This is a genomic window from Acidovorax sp. BL-A-41-H1 (assembly GCF_051942715.1).
On sequence record NZ_JBPVJQ010000003.1, the window covers coordinates 1,236,834 to 1,255,769 of the forward strand.

The window sequence follows — 18,936 nt, forward strand, 5'->3', positions numbered from 1 at the left end:
GGGGATGATCCTGCCCGGCGAGAGCCGGGTTCAGGGAATAATCGGGGACTATGGCAACACCACAGTCCCCTTTTTCTTTTCTGGATGGCCTTTTCGAGCGCGTGGCCGCAGGGCCGCAGCCACCCCAGTGGCTGGTGCACGAGGCGCAGCAACGGATCGTGCTGTTCCTCAATCATGTGCTGATGCAGGAATCCGAGGCCATGGAGCGGCTGGTGCGCCAGAAGGGGCGCATTGCCCGCGTCCAGTGGCGCGCTTACTCGATGGCGCTCGTCATCACGCCCGCCGGTCTCTTGAACCTGGCCCCCGAGGGCGCTTTGCCTGACTTGCGCCTCGAAGTCACTGAAACCTCACCCCTGTCGCTGGCGCAGACCGCCCTGCGGGGCGACAAGCCTGCCATCCGCATCGAGGGCGACGTGCAGCTTGCAGCCGAGATCAACTGGCTGGTAGACCATGTGCGATGGGACGTCGAGGAAGACCTGGCCCGCGTGATCGGTGATGCGCCCGCGCATACCGTGGGGCAGGTGGCCGGGCGGATCGCGCAGGCGCTGCGGCAGTTCGTCGGCTCGCGCATGGCATCTGCTGCTGCGGCCACGCCAGCTCCATCGGCGCAGCCAGCACCGGTGGCGCCTGCATCGCCAGTGGCCAGCAGCGGCTTCCCTGCGGCACCGGGTGCCCCCGCTGCCCCATCTGGCAGTTCTGACCGGGCCGGCGCATGAAGCGCCTGCTGCGGGGTTTCACCATCCTGTGGGTGGTGTTCCGGTATGGCCTCGATGGCCTGTTGCTGGACAGTTTCCAGAAACCCTGGCTGCGGCTGATTTCGCGCGCGCTGTCGGTCGGGCGCAACCTGGACGCGCCGCGCGGCCAGCGGCTGCGCCAGGCGCTGGAGAGCCTGGGCCCCATCTTCGTGAAGTTCGGCCAGGTGCTGTCCACCCGCCGCGACCTGCTGCCGGCTGACGTGGCTGACGAGCTGGCGCTGCTGCAGGACCGGGTGCCACCGTTTCCGGCAGAGGTCGCCATTGCCACCATCGAGCGCGCCTTCCGGCGTCCGGTCGATGAAGTGTTCTTGACCTTTGACCGCAAGCCGGTGGCCAGCGCATCGATTGCCCAGGTGCACTTTGCCACGCTGCGCGACCGTGATGGCGTGGAGCGCGAGGTGGCCGTCAAGGTGCTGCGCCCCGGGATGCTGCCGGTGATCGAAAAAGACCTGGGCCTGATGCGCCTGATGGCAGGCTGGGTTGAAAGCCTGTCGGCCGACGGCAAGCGCCTGAAGCCGCGCGAGGTGGTGGCTGAGTTTGACAACTACCTGCACGACGAGCTGGATCTGATACGCGAGGCGGCCAATGCCGCGCAACTGCGCCGCAACATGCAGGGCCTCGACCTGGTGCTCATCCCGGAAATCTTCTGGGACTTCTGTCATCCCGAAGTCATGGTGATGCAGCGCATGACGGGTGTGCCCATCAGCCAGATCGACCGCTTGCGCGCAGCAGGGGTGGACATCCCCAAGCTGGCGCGCGACGGGGTGACGATCTTCTTCACCCAGGTTTTTCGCGACGGTTTCTTTCATGCCGACATGCATCCGGGCAACATCCAGGTGAGCCTGGAGCCCGCGACCTTCGGGCGCTACATCTCGCTGGATTTCGGCATCGTGGGCACGCTCACGGAGTCGGACAAGGAATATCTCGCCCAGAACTTCGTGGCGTTCTTCCGGCGCGACTACAAGCGGGTGGCCGAGCTGCACATCGAAAGCGGCTGGGTGCCGCCGAACACGCGCGTCAACGACCTGGAGTCGGCCATCCGAGCCGTGTGCGAGCCGTATTTCGACCGGCCGCTCAAGGAAATCTCGCTGGGGCTGGTGCTCATGCGCCTGTTCCAGACCTCGCGCCGCTTTCATGTCGAGATCCAGCCTCAGCTCGTGCTTTTGCAGAAAACCCTGCTCAACATCGAAGGCCTGGGCCGCGAGCTTGACCCCGAGCTGGACCTGTGGAGCACGGCCAAGCCGTTTCTGGAAAAGTGGATGCTCGAACAGATGGGCCCACAGCGCATGTGGCGCGAACTGCGGGCCGAGGCGCCGCACTACGCCAAGCTGATTCCGGAGTTGCCGCGCCTGCTGTACGACGCGCTGCGCCAGCGCAAGCCGCTCGATGGCCAGCACCAGGTGGTGCGTGAGCTGCTGGAGGCCCAGCACCGCACGAACCGTCTTCTGCAAGCCATCATCTACGGTGGCGTTGGCTTCGTGCTGGGCCTGTTGGTGATGCAGTTGTTCGTCCGGCTGCGCATCTTCTGAGATCGCAGGCGGATCAATGCCGGCGCGTATGCTGCGCGCCGCACTTGTGGGTGCCGTACCACAGGATTTATGCTTGGCGGGGAACGGGCTTGCGCCCGTGGTCCGGAAGTTGCATTCATAATCCGCTGCGCTAATTGTTACGTTTTTGCGGCAGGGGCAGTGTGTGGGGCCTGAGCTTGCGGATTCGGAGATACCGGGGGATGGTGGTGGGCCGCTGGGCGCTGCGTGAGTGCTGCGCGGGCTGTGCCACGAGCCTCATCGTTGTCATGTCTGGATCTGAAAGACTGGCCTTTGCCGAGCCCCGCCATGCGCTGGCGGCGGGACCTTGAGGCTGTGTCCGGTACGCGCGCTTTCTTGCAACACCCTTGGATCTTCGGAGCGGCGCCATGCTGTTGACATTCATCGTTGTGTACCTGCTGATCTCGATCGCCGTGGGGCTGTATGCCGCGCGGCGCGTTCACAACACGGCTGACTATGCAGTGGCGGGCCGAAGCCTGCCGCTGGCCGTGGTGATTGCCACCACTTTTGCCACGTGGTTCGGGTCGGAAACCGTGCTGGGTGTGTCGGCCAAATTCGTGGAAGGCGGTCTCGGCGCCGTGGTGGAGGACCCCTTTGGCGCCTCCATGTGCCTGATCCTGGTGGGCGTCTTTTTTGCGTACAAGCTGTACCGCAAGAACCTCATCACGCTGGGTGACTACTACCGCCAGCGCTACGGCCGCGTGATCGAGGTGATTTGCTCCGCAGTCATCCTGTGCAGCTACCTGGGATGGGTGGCAGCGCAAATCACCGCGCTGGGCCTGGTATTCAACCTGCTGACGCAAGGCGCCGTATCCATCACGCTGGGCATGGTGATCGGCACGGCGGTGGTGCTGATCTACACGCTTTATGGCGGTATGTGGTCGGTGGCCATGACGGATTTTGTGCAGATGATCGTCATCACCATCGGGTTGGTCGCGGTGGCCTGGTTTGCAGCCGACCTGGCCGGCGGTGCGGGCAAGGTCATCGACTATGCAGCGCGTGAGGGCAAGTTCCAGTTCTTCCCCACGGGCGGTCTGAAGGAATGGACGTTTTTCTTTGCCGCTGCCATCACCATGATGCTGGGCTCCATCCCGCAGCAGGACGTCTTCCAGCGCGTGATGTCGTCGAACAGTGCAGAAACGGCGCGTACCGGCCCCATCATTGGCGGCTCGCTGTACCTGCTGTTTGCCTTCGTGCCCATGTTCATCGTGACGGCCGCCCTGCTGGTGATGCCCGAAGCAACCCAGGCGCTGCTCAAGGACGATCCGCAAAAAGTGCTGCCGACCCTGGTGATGGAGCGCATGCCGCTGGTGCTGCAGGTGGCCTTCTTTGGCGCGCTGCTGTCGGCCATCATGTCCACGGCTTCAGCCACCTTGCTGGCACCGTCCACCACGTTTGTCGAAAACATCCTGCACAACCTGCGCCCGGGCATGACCGACGCGCAGACGCTTAAGGCGATGCGGATCTCGGTGCTGGTGTTCACCGCCTGCGTGTTGATGTACGCGATCACCATGCAGGGCACGTCGATCTATGACCTGGTGTCGGGTGCGTACCAGGTGCCGCTGGTGGGTGCCTTCGTGCCGCTGGTGTTCGGGCTGTACTGGAAGCGCGCTACTACGCAAGGGGCTCTGCTGGCCGTGGTGATGGGCCTGGGCGTCTGGCTGCTGTTTGTGGCCAGCCCCATGCTGTCGGAAGCCTTCCCGCAGCAGCTGGCGGGGCTGCTGGCCGCGCTCGTGGGCATGCTGGCCGGCTCGCTGGCCCCCCAGTTCATCGACGACCACAAGGGCCATGTCACGCACTACGAAGGCAGTGCACCCACCTGACACCGGGGCCCTGCACCGGCAGGGCTTGCGCATGGGCATGCCGCCTATAATTGAGGGTTTTGCACTTTCCCTCCATACGCTGACATGCCTATTTACGCCTACAAATGCGGCTCCTGCGGCCATGCCAAGGATGTGCTGCAAAAAATCTCCGATCCCCAGCTCACCGTATGCCCTGCCTGCGGTGCCGAGGCTTTCTCCAAGCAGGTCACTGCGGCCGGCTTCCAGCTCAAGGGCTCAGGCTGGTATGTGACGGATTTCCGCGGCGGAAGCGGTGGCACAGCGGCCCCGGCTACCGACGCGAAAGCGGATGCCAAGCCCGACTCCGGTGCAGCTGCAAGCACTGCAGATGCACCTAAAAAAGAAGCGCCCAGCGCAAGCGCAGCAAGCGCTGGCGGCACTTCTTCCACCACCACGACAACCTGAAGCCGTTTCCATGTCCGCCTTGCGCAAATGGCTGTTGACCGGCCTTCTGGTGATCGTGCCCGGCGTCATTACGGCCTGGGTGCTCAACTGGATCGTCACCACCCTCGACCAGACCCTGCAGATCCTTCCGCTGGCCTGGCACCCTGACCGCCTCATCGGTTTTCACGTGCCGGGCTTCGGGGTCGTGCTCACCCTCGTGATCCTCCTGGTGGTGGGCGCGGTCGCCAGCAACTTTGCGGGCCGCAAACTCGTGCAGTGGGGCGATGCGGTCGTGCACCGCATCCCGGTGGTGCGCTCGATCTATTCCAGCGTCAAGCAGGTGTCGGACACCCTCTTTTCGGAAAGCGGCAACGCGTTTCGCAAGGCCGTGCTGGTGCAGTGGCCACGCGAGGGGGTCTGGACGGTTGCTTTTGTGACCGGCGCCCCAAGCGGCGAAGTGGCTGCCTACCTGCGTGACGAGTTCGTCAGCGTGTACGTGCCCACCACGCCCAACCCCACCGGTGGCTATTTCGTGATGGTGCGCAAAAGCGACTGTGTCGAGCTCGACATGACCGTGGACTCTGCGCTCAAGTACATCGTCTCCATGGGTGTGGTGGCTCCTGCCGACCCCGCCCTCGTGTCTCCCAAGTAAAACTTTTCTGCTTCCCCTAACGCGCCACAGCGGCGCCGGAAACTTTCCATGGCCATGCGTTCCCACTACTGCGGTCTTGTGACCGAAGCCCTTCTGGGCCAAACCGTAACCCTGTCGGGCTGGGTGAACCGTCGCCGCGACCACGGCGGCGTGATCTTCATCGACCTGCGCGACCGCGAAGGCTACGTGCAAGTGGTGTGCGACCCTGACCGTGCCGAGATGTTCAAGGTGGCCGAAGACGTGCGCAACGAGTTCTGCGTGCAAGTCAAGGGCCTGGTGCGCGCACGCCCCGACGGCACGACCAACGACAACCTCAAGAGCGGCAAGATCGAAGTCCTGTGCCACGAGCTGAACGTGCTCAACCCGTCGGTCACGCCTCCGTTCCAGATGGACGACGAGAACCTGTCGGAAACCACGCGCCTCACGCACCGCGTGATGGACCTGCGCCGCCCGCACATGCAGCGCAACATGATGCTGCGCTACAAGACGTCGATCCAGGTGCGCAACTTCCTGGACAAGGAAGGCTTCATCGATATCGAAACCCCCATGCTGGGAAAGAGCACGCCCGAAGGCGCACGTGATTACCTCGTGCCCAGCCGCGTGCACGACGGCCATTTCTTCGCGCTGCCCCAGTCGCCCCAGCTGTACAAGCAGATGCTGATGGTGGCGGGCTACGACCGCTACTACCAGATCACCAAGTGCTTCCGCGACGAAGACCTGCGTGCCGACCGCCAGCCCGAGTTCACCCAGATCGATTGCGAAACCTCGTTCCTGGGCGAAGAGGAAATCCGGGCCATTTTCCAGCGCATGATCGCTGAGGTGTTCCAGACCCAGCTGGGCGTGGATCTGGGCGAATTCCCGATCATGACGTACCAGGAAGCCGCGCACCGCTTCGGCTCCGACAAGCCCGATCTGCGTGTGAAGCTTGAATTCACCGAGCTGACCGACGTGATGAAGGACGTGGATTTCAAGGTGTTCTCGGGCGCTGCCAACATGAAGGGCGGCCGCGTGGTGGCCCTGCGCGTGCCAGGTGGCTCGGTCGAGGGCGGCGGCATCAGCCGCGGCGAGATCGATGCCTATACCGAGTTCGTCAAGATATACGGTGCCAAGGGCCTGGCCTACATCCGCGTCAACGAACTGGCCAAGGGCCGTGATGGCTTGCAGTCGCCCATCGTCAAGAACATTCACGACGCTGCGTTGGCCGAAGTGCTCAAGCGCTCGGGTGCGCAGGATGGTGACCTGCTGTTCTTTGGTGCCGACAAGGAAAAGATCGTCAACGACGCCATTGGCGCGCTGCGCCTCAAGATCGGCCATAGCGAATTCGGCAAGAAGAACGGCCTGTTTGAAAACCGCTGGGCGCCGCTGTGGGTGGTGGACTTCCCCATGTTCGAGCACGACGAGGAAGAAGACCGCTGGACCGCCGTGCACCACCCCTTCACCAGCCCCAAGGATGGTCATGAGGACCTGATGGACACCGATCCGGGCAAGTGCCTTGCCAAGGCCTACGACATGGTGCTCAACGGCTGGGAGCTGGGCGGTGGCTCCGTGCGTATCCACCGTGCAGACGTGCAAAGCAAGGTTTTCACCGCGCTCAAGATCAACCCCGAGGACGCCAAGGCCAAGTTCGGTTACCTGCTGGATGCCCTGCAGTACGGCGCGCCCCCGCACGGTGGTCTGGCGTTTGGTCTCGATCGCCTGATCACGCTCATGACCGGTGCCGAGTCGATCCGCGACGTGATTGCCTTCCCCAAGACACAGCGCGCGCAGGATTTGTTGACCCAGGCGCCGAGCCCCGTGGACGAAAAGCAGCTGCGCGAGCTGCACATCCGCCTGCGCAACCCCGATGGCGTGAAGGCCGCGGGCTGATCCACTTGTGGCCGCGGCGGGCGCCTGCCTGCCCCCGCCACGCCCCTGTTCGCCCCAGGCGGCCCGGTCTCCAGAACAGGCTCTGGGTGTCCGCGCCGCCTTTTTCAATGGCCGTTCCCGCGCATGGCGCCGTGAGCGGTACGCAAGGGAGTGCTGTTGATGCAGAACCTGTCGAGTTTTCGCGTGGCCGGGGCTGCAGTCCTGGTGGTGACGCTGCTGGCGGTCTCTGGCTGCGGCGAAAAGAAGACCGAGCTGGGGCAGGGCGGTTCGGTTGTCACGGGCTCTGCTGGCCCGCAGGGCGCGCAAAACGGCGCACGTGAGCTGGTGCGCTGCGAGGCCCCGGTAGCCACGCTGGCGCTGGCCGAGAACCCCCACGGCTATGCGATGGGCAGCGGGTACAACCTGCCTGCGTCGCCGGTCCCGCTGGTCAAGCTGCTGGCGCAGCAAAGTGGCTGCTTTCGGGTGGTGGACCGCGCAGCAGGCCTGCAAGGTACGGTGCGCGAGCAGGAGCTCAAGGAGGCGGGCGTACTGCGCAAGGAAAAGTCCACCGTGCAAAAGGGCCGCGGCTACGAGGCCCAGTACACGCTGACGCCAAGCCTGACTTTCAGCGAGCAGGATGCCGGGCGCGGGCTGGCGGGCGTGATCGCGATGATTCCCGTGCTGCGCGATATCGCCGGGCTGGCAGGCCTGGTGGAGCAGGTGAAGTTCAAGGAGGCGCAGACCGCGCTGCTGCTTTCCGACAACGAGACGACCGAGCAGGTGGCCGCGGCTACGGGCTCGGCGCGCACCACCGACCTGGGTGTGGGCGGGCTGGTGTTCGGAAAGCTGGGTGGCGCTGCGGGCGCGGGCTGGAGCAATACGAACGAGGGCAAGGTGATCGCCGCGGCATTCCTGGATGCGCACAACCAGCTGGTGGTGCAGGCCCGTGCGCTGCAGGCCAAGGAGCTGCCGCCGCCCGTGCCATCCACCGGTACAACGCCAGCGTCGGCATCGCCCAAGCCCGGGGTGGGCAGCGGCACCTGAGCGAGGCGCTCACGCTGCTGTTTGCGCCGTTCGCTCCCTTCGCTCTGCACGCAGAATAGCCGTATGACACCACCCGCCCCGGTACCTCATGCGGCAGACGGTGGCCCGGACGGCCGCCCGTTCAAGCTGCCCGAATCTGCGCTGGTCGTCATCCACACTGCGGCCCTGGATGTGTTGCTGATCCGCCGAACGGGCGGTGACGGGCACTGGCAATCGGTGACCGGCAGCAAGGATCACGCGGACGAGCCCTTCGAGGTGACGGCTGCACGCGAGGTGGCCGAAGAAACGGGCATCGACGCACACGGGTCGGGCTGCGTGCTGACCGACTGGTTCCTGGAGAACCACTACGACATCTGGCCCCAGTGGCTGCACCGCTATGCGCCCGGCGTGGTGCGCAACCGTGAACGGGTGTTCGGCCTGTGTGTGCCGCCCGGAATACGCGTGGTACTCAACCCACGCGAACATGATGACTTTTGCTGGCTGCCGTGGCAGCAGGCCGCAGACCGGTGCTTTTCAGCTTCCAACGCTGAGGCCTGCCTCCTGTTGCCGCGCTACCGTAGTGCAGCACAGGGATACGCTCGGTAGCGCCCCTGCTGCGCCTGTCTTCGGGAAAGCGCCACGCGCCCCGGCGTCCATCACGCATGCAGCGCAAGAATCACCCTGCCGTTCCTTTCTTTTGGCATGCATGCAACGCGCAGCGCGTTGTCGTATCGGCGCGCCTGCAGGGCAGGTGGCCTTCGGTCAGGGAAGTGGGCGCAATCTCAGGAAGGCTGCCGGATCTTTTTCTTCGGTAGCGTCGATCACATCGTCTATCACGCCGTCCAGGTCGCTACCGTCTTCCGCGTTGACGGCGGCAGACGACGCGAGCCTGGGGGCGTCGTCGGTGGCGGTGCGCACGCGCAGCGCCACGCCGCCCGGTGTGCGATCGCTGTCCTGTCCGAGGATGGCGCGGGTGGGCGCGGTGCCCATGCGTTGACGCAGGGCGTCAATCGTTTCCTGCAGGGTGTCGGCTGTGAGAATCCGGGCGCGCTGCCGCAGCAGCACCTGCTGGGACATGTCCACCAGCTTGGAGTTCAGCGTTGTGTCGGCCTCGCGCAGCAGCTGCTCCACGGCGCCGGCAGGGTCGCCCGCAAGGCTCTTGGCCATGGCCAGCTCGGCCGACTTGTTGATGTGCAGCAGCGACTCGCGCACGATGTCGCTGTAGGGCGGGTGCCCGTTGCAGGCATTGGCAAGCAGTTCGGTCAGCCCGCGGGTGTTGGCATAGCGCATGCCGAGCGCTCGCATCCAGGTATCGCCTTCCGACAGGTCGATCGACGTGACCGCCAGCACGGCCAGCAGGCTGGCGAGATTACACGCGGCCTCGAAGTCAAAGCTCGCTGCGCCGATCTCGCGCGCCATGTTGCGCACGGCCTCCACGGCCTGTGAAAACTGCCGTTGCTGTATCAGCTGCAGTGTGTTGGCCACCGTGGCAAAGCGCTGCACCCGCGCGCTGGAGTGGTGGCGTTCCATGATGCGGGCAAAGTCGGCCATGCACCGCTCGATGCCCTTGCGATCGTTCTCGGCAAAGTACGCAAACGTGAGCAGCACCAGCGACTGGAAGTCGAACAGCTTGGAGTCAATGCCCAGGATCACGGCGCGCGACAGCACCTTGGTGGCGTTCGCGCGGTCGCCCATGTAGTACGACATCATCCCCAGCTTTTGCAGCCGGACCACCGAGTCCGGCGTGAGGCTGCTCGCGGTGCGATACGTCTCGATGGCTTGCGCGAAGTTACCCAGTTCCACCTGCGCCCTCCCGAGCACGTCGTAGGCGTCGGCAAACGACGCATCCTCGCCAATCAGGCCCTGCAAAGTGGTCACCGCTCGGGCGGCCTGACCGGATTCGATCTGGGCGCGCGCCACGCCTAGCTTGGCCCAGGGCAGGGCGCGCGCTGCAATCACGGCTTCAAACAGCTTGCGGGCCTCATCGTGCCGGCCCAGCCGCAACAGCAGTTCCGAGCCGATGCGGGCGGCATACAGCCAGTAGGGCTGGCGGGTTTCAAAGCGCTCCACGCACAGGGCCGAGGCCCGTTCAAATTCTTCCGCTTCAATGGCGTCGAAGATGGGCTTGAGGTGAATCTTGCGCAAACGCGCCAGGCTCAGTCGCTCGAACAGTGCGCTGGGCGTGAACGGCTTGAGCAGATAGCCATCGAGCGCGGATTCGGCGGCTTCCGCCACCGCGGCATACGAGGCCTCGGCGGTGACCATGAAGAACACGGTGGAAAACGGCAGCAGCTGCGCGCGTCGCAGGTCATCCAGCAGCGTCTGGCCGGAGTACCCGCCTTCGCCAAAGTACTGCTCGCACAGTACATAGTCGAACACCGTGTGTTCCAGCCGGCTGCGCGCATCCTGCACCCGGCTGCACTGGACGATGCGGCTGACACCGTACTCGCGCAACTGGCCGACCAGAATGCTGCGTGACGTCGCATTGCTGTCGACGATCAGGGCCTGCATCGGTTGTGCAGCGGCGGTGGCTTTCTCTGTGGCCATGGGGGTGGGCATGCGCGCTGGGTGAGCGTGCCAGGATTCAAGCCCGTCAGTGTAGCGGCGGCGGTACGGCTTTCGGCGAGGGGTTTGCCCCTGCTGCGTGGGGCGCATGCGACACAATTCGCCCATGCAGAACGACGACATCTTGCGGGTGGCTACCTACAACATCCACAAAGGCGTGCAGGGGCTGGGGCCCGTGCGGCGGCTGGAGATCCATAACCTGGGCCTGGCCGTGGAGCAGCTCGATGCCGACATCGTGTGCCTGCAGGAGGTGCGAAAGCTGCACCGGCGCGAGCAGCTGTACTTCCAGCGATGGCCCGAGCTGCCCCAGGCCGAGTACCTGGCCCCCGAGGGCTACGAGGCGGTATACCGGACCAACGCCATCACCAAGCACGGCGAACACGGCAATGCCCTGCTGTCGCGCTGGCCTGTGATCGGGCACCAGCACGAGGATATTTCCGACCATCGTTTTGAACAGCGGGGCTTGCTGCATGTGGAGGTGGACGTCCACGGGCGGAGCATCCACGTCATCGTGGTGCATCTGGGGCTGATCCCCGGCAGCCGCGTCCGGCAGGTGGAGCGTCTGCAGCGCTTCATCGACCGCGAGGTGCCGCCCGCAGCGCCGCTGATCGTGGCGGGCGACTTCAATGACTGGGGGCAGCAGCTGCGCAAGATGCTGGGCGGCCTAGGGCTGTACGAGTTTGATGCGCCGCGCGCGTTCACGTTTCCGGCGCGACTGCCGCTGGCGCAGCTGGACCATGTCTATGTTCGGGGCCTCACCCCGCTGTCGCTGGATGTGCCGCGCGGCCGTATCTGGTGGCGCATGTCCGACCACCTGCCGCTGATTGCCGAGTTCAGGCTGTGATGCTGTCGGTACCGCCTGGGGTGATGGGTGCTTCCGTGGACCACGGCCTGTGCCGCCTGGGCAGCAGCGGAGCAGCAGCGTGAGACGCCGGTCGCGTGACGGGCAGCCCGGCGCGGGGCTGGTGGCGGACCACCAGGTGCGCCTGTTGCAGGGTACCGAGGAGCTGTTCCCGGCCCTGATCACCGCCATGGATGCGGCCCTGTCAGACATCCAGTTCGAGACCTATATCTTTGATTTCACCGGCAGCGGCGCCGCCGTGGCTCGGGCCCTCATGCGTGCAGCGCAGCGGGGCGTGCGCGTGCATCTCATCGTCGATGGCGTGGGCACCGGGGCGCTGCCCCCGCTGTGGGCCGATGCGTTTGCGGCCGCGGGCGTGCACTACCGGGTGTACTCGCCACCGGGCCGGCTGGGCCTGCTGCTGCCCTACCGCTGGCGCCGCCTGCACCGCAAGCTGTGCGTGGTCGACAACTGCCTGCTGTTTTGCGGCGGCATCAATGTGCTGGACGACTTTCATGACCCGAACCACGGCGCGCTGGAGGCCCCGCGGTTTGACTTTGCAGTGCAGGCCACGGGCAGCCTGGTGCAGACTGCCAGCGACACCATGGAGCAGCTGTGGTGGCGCATGCAGGCCGTGCGCGAGGCTCGCCAGCGCCGCCTGCCCGCCGCGCTGGGCTCGTTGCGCGCGGCCGCTGCTGCCAAGCATGCGGCCCGGCAGGCCGACGAGGCCTCGTCGTCGCCCGTGCGCGCGGCGCTGGTGCTGCGCGACAACGTGCACAACCGCAGCCGCATCGAAAAGGCCTACCTGCGCGCCATCGGCACGGCGCAGCACGAGGTCATCATCGCCAATGCGTACTTTTTACCCGGCGGTCGCCTACGCCGTGCGCTGGTGCTGGCGGCGCGGCGCGGGGTGCGGGTGCGCCTGCTGCTGCAGGGCCGGTATGAATATTTCATGCAGTACCACGCGGCCCGGCCCGTGTACGGCGCGCTGCTCGATGCCGGGGTCGAGATCCATGAGTACGCCCCGAGCTTCCTGCATGCCAAGGTGGCGGTGATCGACGCGCTGGGCGACCGCCCCTGGGCCACGGTGGGTTCGTCCAACCTCGATCCGCTGAGCATGCTGCTCGCCCGCGAGGCCAACGTCGTGGTGGAAGACTCCGCGTTTGCAGCAGACCTGCGCCAGCGCCTGGTGCACGCCATGCAGCATGCGGGCCACCGCATGGACCCGGCCCGCTACGCAGGCCGCCCGCTGCGCCAGCGCGCGCTCGACTGGGTGGCCTTCGGGCTGATGCGGCTGGCCCTCTGGGCCGCCGGGCGGCGCTACTAAGCCGAAGCCACGCTGCGCCGGTGCGGGGCGTATCTGGCTGTATCGGCCCATGCCCTCGCGCTTTTGCGAGTGACACAGTTTCTATTGCTATAAAAAACATAGCTGCAGGGGCATATGAATCAAGCGCTGGAGGCCAAAATCCTTTGTAATTCAGGGTTGACGATTCACTGTTACGATTGTTCTCATGACCAGTTCTAACGCCGCCAACATGATGCCCACCCCCATGGATGACGAAGGCACACCCGTCTCCGTCAAGATCCGCGAGCGCCTTGCCGCGGCGCGCAAACGATTCCACGCCAACGACAACATCTCCGAGTTCATCCAGCCCGGCGAGCTCGAGAAACTGCTCGATGAAGTCGAATCGAAGATGCAGGGCGTGCTCGACAGCCTGGTCATCAACACCCAGGGCGACCACAACACCAACAACACCGCGCGCCGTGTGGCCAAGATGTACCTCAATGAGGTCTTCAAGGGCCGGTACGTCGAGCAGCCGCCGATTACCGAATTCCCGAACGCCGAGCACCTCAACGAGCTCATGATCGTGGGCCCGCTCACTGTGCGCAGCGCGTGCAGCCACCATTTCTGCCCCGTCATCGGCAAGATCTGGATCGGCGTGATGCCCAACGAGCACACCAACGTGATCGGCCTGTCGAAATATGCGCGCCTGGTCGACTGGATCATGGGCCGCCCCCAGATCCAGGAAGAAGCCGTGGTGCAGCTGGCCGACCTCATCATGGAAAAGACCCAGCCCGACGGCCTCGCCATCGTGATGGAGGCCAGCCACTTCTGCATGTCCTGGCGCGGTGTGCGCGACATGGACAGCAAGATGATCAACTCCGTGATGCGCGGCGTGTTCCTCAAGGACAGCGCCCTGCGCCGTGAATTTTTGTCCCTCATTCCCCGAAAGAACTGACATGCTCGTACGCCTGCTTTACGCCAGCCGCGCGGTGGACACATCGCCCGATGCGATCGAAGCCATCCTGTCCCAGTCGCGCCAGCACAACCCCAGCAGCGGCATCACCGGCGTGCTGTGCTACGGCGGCGGCGTGTTCCTGCAAGCCATTGAAGGCGGTCGCTCGGCCGTGAGCGAGCTCTATGGCCACATCCAGCAGGACAAGCGCCACAAGGACGTGGAACTGCTGAATTACGAAGAAATTTCCGAGCGCCGCTTTGCCGGCTGGACGATGGGCCAGGTCAACCTGTCCAAGATCAACCATTCGATCTTGCTCAAGTATTCCGAGCGGCCCGAGCTGGACCCGTATTCGGTGTCTGGCAAGGTGTCGTTTGCGCTGCTTGAAGAGTTGATGGCCACTGCCTCCATCATCGGCCGAGCCTGAAAAGCGGGGCGCTTTGCTACTGCGCGGCCTGATCCCGGGCCTGCGGGACTCGCCGCACGGGAGTGCGGCTGCGTTCCTCAACCCAGGCTGAGGCCGCTCGCTACGCAAATCGACCCACTTTTCGTCGTTATCCTTGCGACGTCATCCCAGCCGCAGCGCTCAGGCGCTGCGGCTTTTTGCATTCCAGCCACTCGTCTTTTTAGCCAGTGACCTCCACCGCCTTCGCCCTCATCATCCTGGCCGGGCTCATCCATGCCTGCTGGAACATTGCCGCCAAGAAGGCGGGTGGCGATGCGCGGTTTGCGTTCTTCACCTCGGTGCTGATGATGCTGTTCTGGGCGCCGCTGGGCTGGTGGCTGGGGCGCGACGCCGTGCCGCTGTGGGGTGCGGTGGAGTGGGGCTTTGTGGTGGCCAGCGGGCTGCTGCATGTGGCGTACTTCGTGATCCTGCTGAGGGGCTACCGTGTGGCCGACCTCACGGTGGTGTACCCGCTGGCGCGGGGCTCGGGGCCGCTGCTGTCGTCGCTGGTGGCCATCACGCTGCTGGGCGAGCAGATCTCGGCGCTGGGGGCTTTGGGCATTGTGGGCGTGGTGGGCGGCGTGTTCCTCATCGCGGGTGGTCCCGGCCTGCTGCGGGTGGCGCACGATCCGGCCGCGCGCCAGCGGGTGCACAAAGGGATTGCGTATGGCCTGCTGACCGGCGCCTTCATTGCCAGCTACACGGTGGTGGATGGCTACGCGGTCAAGTTCCTCTTGATGTCGCCCATCCTCGTCGACTACATGGGCAACTTCGTGCGCGTGGCGCTGCTCGCGCCCGTAGTGCTGCGCGACCTGCCCACCGCCCGCACGCTGTGGCTGGCCCAGTGGCGTTTTGCGCTGCTGGTGGCGGTGGTCAGCCCCGTAGCGTATGTGCTGGTGCTGTACGCCATGCAGCAGGCGCCGCTGTCGCATGTGGCACCGGCGCGCGAGGTGTCGATGCTGTTTGCCGCGCTCATCGGCGGGCACCTGCTGGGCGAGGGCGACCGGGTGGCGCGCATCCTGGGGGCTGTGTGCATTGCCGCCGGGGTGACCGCGCTGGCACTGGGCTGAACGAATCACGGGCAACATCGCGGCCATGGTCAGCACATCGTCTTCATCGCCGCTCGCAGCCCTCATCGGCTGCGATTTTTCCAGCAGCCCCACCCGCCGCAAGCCCATCGTGCTGGCGCTGGGCGAGCGGCGCGGAGCGCGCGTACAGCTGACGGCGCTGGTGCGGCTGGAGACGCTGGCAGCCTTCGGCCAATGGCTGGCGCAGCCGGGCGACTGGGTGGGCGGGTTCGACCTGCCCTTTGGCCTGCCGCGCGAGCTGGTCCAGACACTGGGCTGGCCCACCGAGTGGCTGGCCTGCATGCAGCACTACCGCAGCCTGAGCCGCGCGCAGATCCGCGACCAGTTCGCAGCTTTTTGCGATGCGCGCCCTGCAGGAGGTAAGTTTGCCCACCGGGCCACCGATGGCCCTGCGGGCTCCAGCCCCTCGATGAAATGGGTGAACCCGCCCGTGGCCTACATGCTGCACGCGGGCCTGCCCCTGCTGCTGGATGCCGGGGTGCACATCCCCGGCCTGCATGCGGGCGACGTGCGCCGCGTAGCGCTGGAGGCCTACCCTGGTCTGCTGGCGCGCGAAGTGCTGGCGCGGCGCAGCTACAAGAGCGACGCCGCCGCCAAGCAGACGCCCGACCGGCTCATCGCCCGCAAGGACCTGGTGAATGCGCTGGAGCTGGGCAGCACGCGGCTGGGCTTGCGCCTCAAGCTCAGCCACGCGCAGCGCGATGCGCTGGTCGATGACGCGAGCGGCGATACGCTGGATGCCGTGTTGTGCCTGCTGCAGGCCGCGTGGGGCCAGCAGCAGCATGCGGACCGCGCGCATGTTCTTTACGGCCTGCCTGCGACGCTGGACCCGCTGGAAGGCTGGATCGTCAGCGCTTGAAGCTATCGCTGGGGAGGGCCGCGTCTGCCCTGCAATGCTGCGTGTGCTCGCATGGGCGCATCCCTTTTGCGCTGAAGCACCAACGGCGTTACCGATACATCCCGCGGCATGCGTGCCGGCCGTCTGATCTGATCAAAGTGCAACAGAGAGAAACATGGGTGCCCGTCGGGACGCCAAAACACGGGCCCGCGGCTATCCTCGCAGCGCTCTTCCGTGGGAGGGAGGGTGAAGCGCAATAACGACAGGCAGCAATGAATAAAAAGACAGTGTGGGGCACCGCAGCGGTGGTGCTGGTCGGCGGGTATGGTGCGGCGACCTGGTACATGGGCGAGCGCGCGCACAGCAGTTACCAGGAGGCCATGAACGACATGGCCAAGCTGCTCGGCCCGGAGGTTCTGGTGTCGCAGCGTTACACCAAAGGCTTCTGGTCATCGAAGGGCCAGCTGGTGCTGCAGTGGACGCCGCCAGCCTCTGAAGATGAACCGGATGCGGGCGGTGGCGCGGCTACCGCGGCTGCGCCGCCGGCCATCCGCTTCACGGTCGAGAACACCGTACGCCATGGCCCGCTGGCGGGCTGGCGCGTTGCGGCCGCCGTCGTCGAAACGCGCCTCGTCGGCGTAGAGGGCGCCGACGACCCTGTGCGCAAAACGTTTGCCAAGGTCACTGCGCCCACCCTGACCACGGTGCGCCACCTCACCGGCAGCCACGACTTCGTACTGGCATTGCCCGCTGGCGAGGTCGGCGACGGTGAAGAAATGGTGCGCTGGCAATCGCTGGCCTACCGGATGAAGGTGAATGCTGGCGTCAGCCGTGTGAGCGGTGACTTTGACTGGCCCGAGTTCACGATGGACGTGGCAGACAAGGGTGAAGACGACGATGCGCCTGCAGTGGCAACCGCGCCGACACAGCGCCTTGCCGTTGCGCTGCAGGGCATGAAGGGCGAATTCAACCTGCAGCTGGAAGACGGGCTGTGGCTGCTGGCACCCGGCAGTGGCAAGGGCACCATCGGCAAGCTGGCGATCACCCGGGCAGCCGGTGCAGCACCGGGTGTGGCACCTGCTGCGCCCGAGCCTATGGTGGCCCTGCGGGACCTGTCATACGGCGTCACCATCGCACGCAACGGCGCACACCTGGGCTGGGTGACCGCCATGCAGGGCAAGGGCAGCGTCGGCCCTGTGGCGCTGGAATCGCTGGAGCTGAACGAAACCGTGAGCCGCATCGACGTCGAAGCCGTGAAGCTGGTGCAAAAGGCACTGCTCGACGCCTACAAGACCGACCCGTCCACCGCAGTGGCGGCGGTGGAAGCACCCTGGATCGCCTCGTTGATGGACGCTGTACCCAAGTTCGTGGCGGCCTTGCCCGCCTATGCCATGAAGCTGTCGGCCAAGGTGGATGGCGAGCAGGGCGAGCTGGAGTACGGGGTCGAGCTCAAGCGCGTGCCCGATGCAGCGCAGATCGCCGAAGGAGCCTGGGCCCCGGCGCTGCTCAAGAGCAGCGCGGTGCACGCCAGCATGCGCCTGCCCAAGGCCTGGCTGCCGCGCCTGGCCCAGGCCGCAGGCCAGCAGGCCCCCAAGCCCGAAGAGATCGACGCCCTCGTTGGCATGGCCGAGGCGCAGGGCTACATCCAGCAGGAAGCCTCCCACCTGACCAGCGCGGTACGCATGGAAGACGGCAGGGTGGTGCTCAACGGCAAGGCCGCCGACCTGCCCTTTGGCCGCAAGTGATGCAATGACCGTCATGCAACGGCTGCGCTTGCCGCCCGCCATCACAGGGCCCGCGCCACGCCGCGGGGGTAGCAGGGTGGCCGCTACCGCGATCGCCCTGGCGGGCTGGAGCCTGGCCTTCGCGGTGTCTGCAGCGCCTGCCCCCTGGTACTACTGGCGCAGCACGGTCGATGGTGCACGGGTGTGCGCACAGGTGTCTCCCGGCCCGGGCTGGGAGCGCGACAGCGCGCCGTACGAGGGCCCGGGGTGCCAGCCCCGGCGCAAGGTTCTGGTCGTACCGATGCGCTGATTTGCAGGTGGGTGAGGGCCGCGCCACGGCCGTCTTGTGATATCAAAAAGATAGCTGCACAGGCTTATGGAACAAGCGCTTTGAGCAGATTTTGCTTGCAATAATGTGTATGCATTCGATAATGGCGGGATGACCGAACTCATCCTCATCCGCCATGGCGAAACCGACTGGAACCGGGAGCTGCGGTTCCAGGGCCATGTCGATGTGCCTTTGAACGCCACCGGCCATGAACAGGCCCGCCGCCTGGCCGAGCGCCTGGCGGCAGACCGGCCCACGGTCCACCACCTGGTCTGCAGCGACCTGGTGCGCACCCGCCAGACGGCGCAGCCCAGCCTGGAAGTGCTGTTCCCGCAGGCCACCATCGACACCCTGACCGACAGCAACCTGCGCGAGCAGAGCTTTGGCGTGGTGGACGGCATGCGGGTGGATGACATCAAGGAACAGCACGCCGACGCGTGGGAGCAGTGGCTGCGCTTTGAGGCCGACTACGGCATGCCCGGCGGCGAAACCACGCGCCAGTTCCACACCCGCGTGATGGATGCCGTGCGCCGCATCGCCGTGCAGTACACAGGCCAGACGGTGATGGTCGTCACCCACGGCGGCGTGCTCGACATGATCTGGCGCACCGCCCGCGGTACGGGCCTCGACGGCCCGCGTCAGAGCGATATCCCCAATGCCGGTTTCAACCGCGTGCGGGTCAATGGCGATGCAGTGGAAGTGCTGGATTGGGCCGATGTGCGGCACCTGGCCGACCTGCCTGCACAGCCGGTGTACGACCAGAAGAAGCTGCTGGTGCGCTGAGGCGCACGGCCTTTCCAGCCACGCCGTTGCGATGTGCGTG

Annotated in this window: 18 protein-coding genes; 17 read left to right on the forward strand and 1 reads right to left on the reverse strand. The window is 65.6% G+C overall.

The window, feature by feature from the left end:
- Window positions 1-50 precede the first annotated feature (50 nt).
- From ACTPOI_RS06545 to nudB, 8 genes are all read left to right on the forward strand, one after another.
- Window positions 51-716 carry a hypothetical protein gene (locus ACTPOI_RS06545; RefSeq protein WP_440107566.1) on the forward strand — a complete coding sequence of 222 codons (666 nt, stop codon included), beginning with the start codon at window positions 51-53 and terminating at the stop codon, window positions 714-716.
- Window positions 713-2,284, forward strand: a complete 1,572-nt coding sequence (gene ubiB, locus ACTPOI_RS06550) for a ubiquinone biosynthesis regulatory protein kinase UbiB (RefSeq protein ID WP_440107568.1) — start codon at window positions 713-715, stop codon at window positions 2,282-2,284. The genes ACTPOI_RS06545 and ubiB overlap by 4 nt, the downstream gene beginning before the upstream one ends.
- A gap of 386 nt (window positions 2,285-2,670) precedes the next feature.
- On the forward strand, window positions 2,671-4,125 hold the full coding sequence (locus ACTPOI_RS06555; RefSeq protein ID WP_440107570.1) for a sodium:solute symporter family protein: 1,455 nt from the start codon (window positions 2,671-2,673) through the stop codon (window positions 4,123-4,125).
- An 84-nt stretch (window positions 4,126-4,209) separates the two neighbouring features.
- Window positions 4,210-4,548, forward strand: a complete 339-nt coding sequence (locus ACTPOI_RS06560) for an FmdB family zinc ribbon protein (RefSeq protein WP_440107573.1) — start codon at window positions 4,210-4,212, stop codon at window positions 4,546-4,548.
- Window positions 4,549-4,558: 10 nt separating this feature from the next.
- Entirely contained in the window at window positions 4,559-5,179 is a 621-nt protein-coding gene (locus tag ACTPOI_RS06565; RefSeq protein ID WP_440107575.1) for a DUF502 domain-containing protein, read from the forward strand.
- 48 nt (window positions 5,180-5,227) lie between these two features.
- Complete coding sequence (aspS, locus tag ACTPOI_RS06570; protein WP_440107577.1) at window positions 5,228-7,045, forward strand: aspartate--tRNA ligase; 1,818 nt, start codon at window positions 5,228-5,230, stop codon at window positions 7,043-7,045.
- A 159-nt stretch (window positions 7,046-7,204) separates the two neighbouring features.
- Window positions 7,205-8,068, forward strand: coding sequence for a CsgG/HfaB family protein (locus ACTPOI_RS06575; protein WP_440107579.1), 864 nt, complete (start codon window positions 7,205-7,207; stop codon window positions 8,066-8,068).
- Between the two features lie 63 nt (window positions 8,069-8,131).
- Window positions 8,132-8,653, forward strand: a complete 522-nt coding sequence (nudB, locus tag ACTPOI_RS06580) for a dihydroneopterin triphosphate diphosphatase (protein ID WP_440107581.1) — start codon at window positions 8,132-8,134, stop codon at window positions 8,651-8,653.
- 156 nt (window positions 8,654-8,809) lie between these two features.
- Here nudB and ACTPOI_RS06585 read toward each other — a convergent pair whose 3' ends face one another.
- Window positions 8,810-10,594, reverse strand: a complete 1,785-nt coding sequence (locus ACTPOI_RS06585; RefSeq protein WP_440107583.1) for a tetratricopeptide repeat protein — start codon at window positions 10,592-10,594, stop codon at window positions 8,810-8,812.
- A gap of 124 nt (window positions 10,595-10,718) precedes the next feature.
- Between ACTPOI_RS06585 and ACTPOI_RS06590 the strand changes: the two genes are divergently transcribed.
- The 9 genes from ACTPOI_RS06590 to ACTPOI_RS06630 all read left to right on the forward strand — a co-directional run bounded on the left by ACTPOI_RS06590 (window position 10,719) and on the right by ACTPOI_RS06630 (window position 18,896).
- Window positions 10,719-11,456 carry an endonuclease/exonuclease/phosphatase family protein gene (locus tag ACTPOI_RS06590; RefSeq protein ID WP_440107585.1) on the forward strand — a complete coding sequence of 246 codons (738 nt, stop codon included), beginning with the start codon at window positions 10,719-10,721 and terminating at the stop codon, window positions 11,454-11,456.
- A 79-nt stretch (window positions 11,457-11,535) separates the two neighbouring features.
- Window positions 11,536-12,780 carry a cardiolipin synthase ClsB gene (clsB, locus tag ACTPOI_RS06595; RefSeq protein ID WP_440107587.1) on the forward strand — a complete coding sequence of 415 codons (1,245 nt, stop codon included), beginning with the start codon at window positions 11,536-11,538 and terminating at the stop codon, window positions 12,778-12,780.
- A 184-nt stretch (window positions 12,781-12,964) separates the two neighbouring features.
- Window positions 12,965-13,693 (forward strand): GTP cyclohydrolase I, encoded by a 729-nt coding sequence (gene folE / locus ACTPOI_RS06600; protein ID WP_440107589.1) that lies wholly within the window; start codon window positions 12,965-12,967, stop codon window positions 13,691-13,693.
- Window position 13,694: 1 nt separating this feature from the next.
- Complete coding sequence (locus tag ACTPOI_RS06605; protein ID WP_440107591.1) at window positions 13,695-14,117, forward strand: BLUF domain-containing protein; 423 nt, start codon at window positions 13,695-13,697, stop codon at window positions 14,115-14,117.
- Window positions 14,118-14,323: 206 nt separating this feature from the next.
- Window positions 14,324-15,205, forward strand: a complete 882-nt coding sequence (locus ACTPOI_RS06610; protein WP_440107593.1) for an EamA family transporter — start codon at window positions 14,324-14,326, stop codon at window positions 15,203-15,205.
- A 25-nt stretch (window positions 15,206-15,230) separates the two neighbouring features.
- On the forward strand, window positions 15,231-16,082 hold the full coding sequence (locus tag ACTPOI_RS06615) for a DUF429 domain-containing protein (protein ID WP_440107595.1): 852 nt from the start codon (window positions 15,231-15,233) through the stop codon (window positions 16,080-16,082).
- 251 nt (window positions 16,083-16,333) lie between these two features.
- Entirely contained in the window at window positions 16,334-17,806 is a 1,473-nt protein-coding gene (locus tag ACTPOI_RS06620; protein ID WP_440107597.1) for a YdgA family protein, read from the forward strand.
- A gap of 4 nt (window positions 17,807-17,810) precedes the next feature.
- On the forward strand, window positions 17,811-18,095 hold the full coding sequence (locus tag ACTPOI_RS06625) for a hypothetical protein (RefSeq protein WP_440107599.1): 285 nt from the start codon (window positions 17,811-17,813) through the stop codon (window positions 18,093-18,095).
- A gap of 129 nt (window positions 18,096-18,224) precedes the next feature.
- On the forward strand, window positions 18,225-18,896 hold the full coding sequence (locus tag ACTPOI_RS06630; protein WP_440107601.1) for a histidine phosphatase family protein: 672 nt from the start codon (window positions 18,225-18,227) through the stop codon (window positions 18,894-18,896).
- Window positions 18,897-18,936 lie beyond the last annotated feature (40 nt).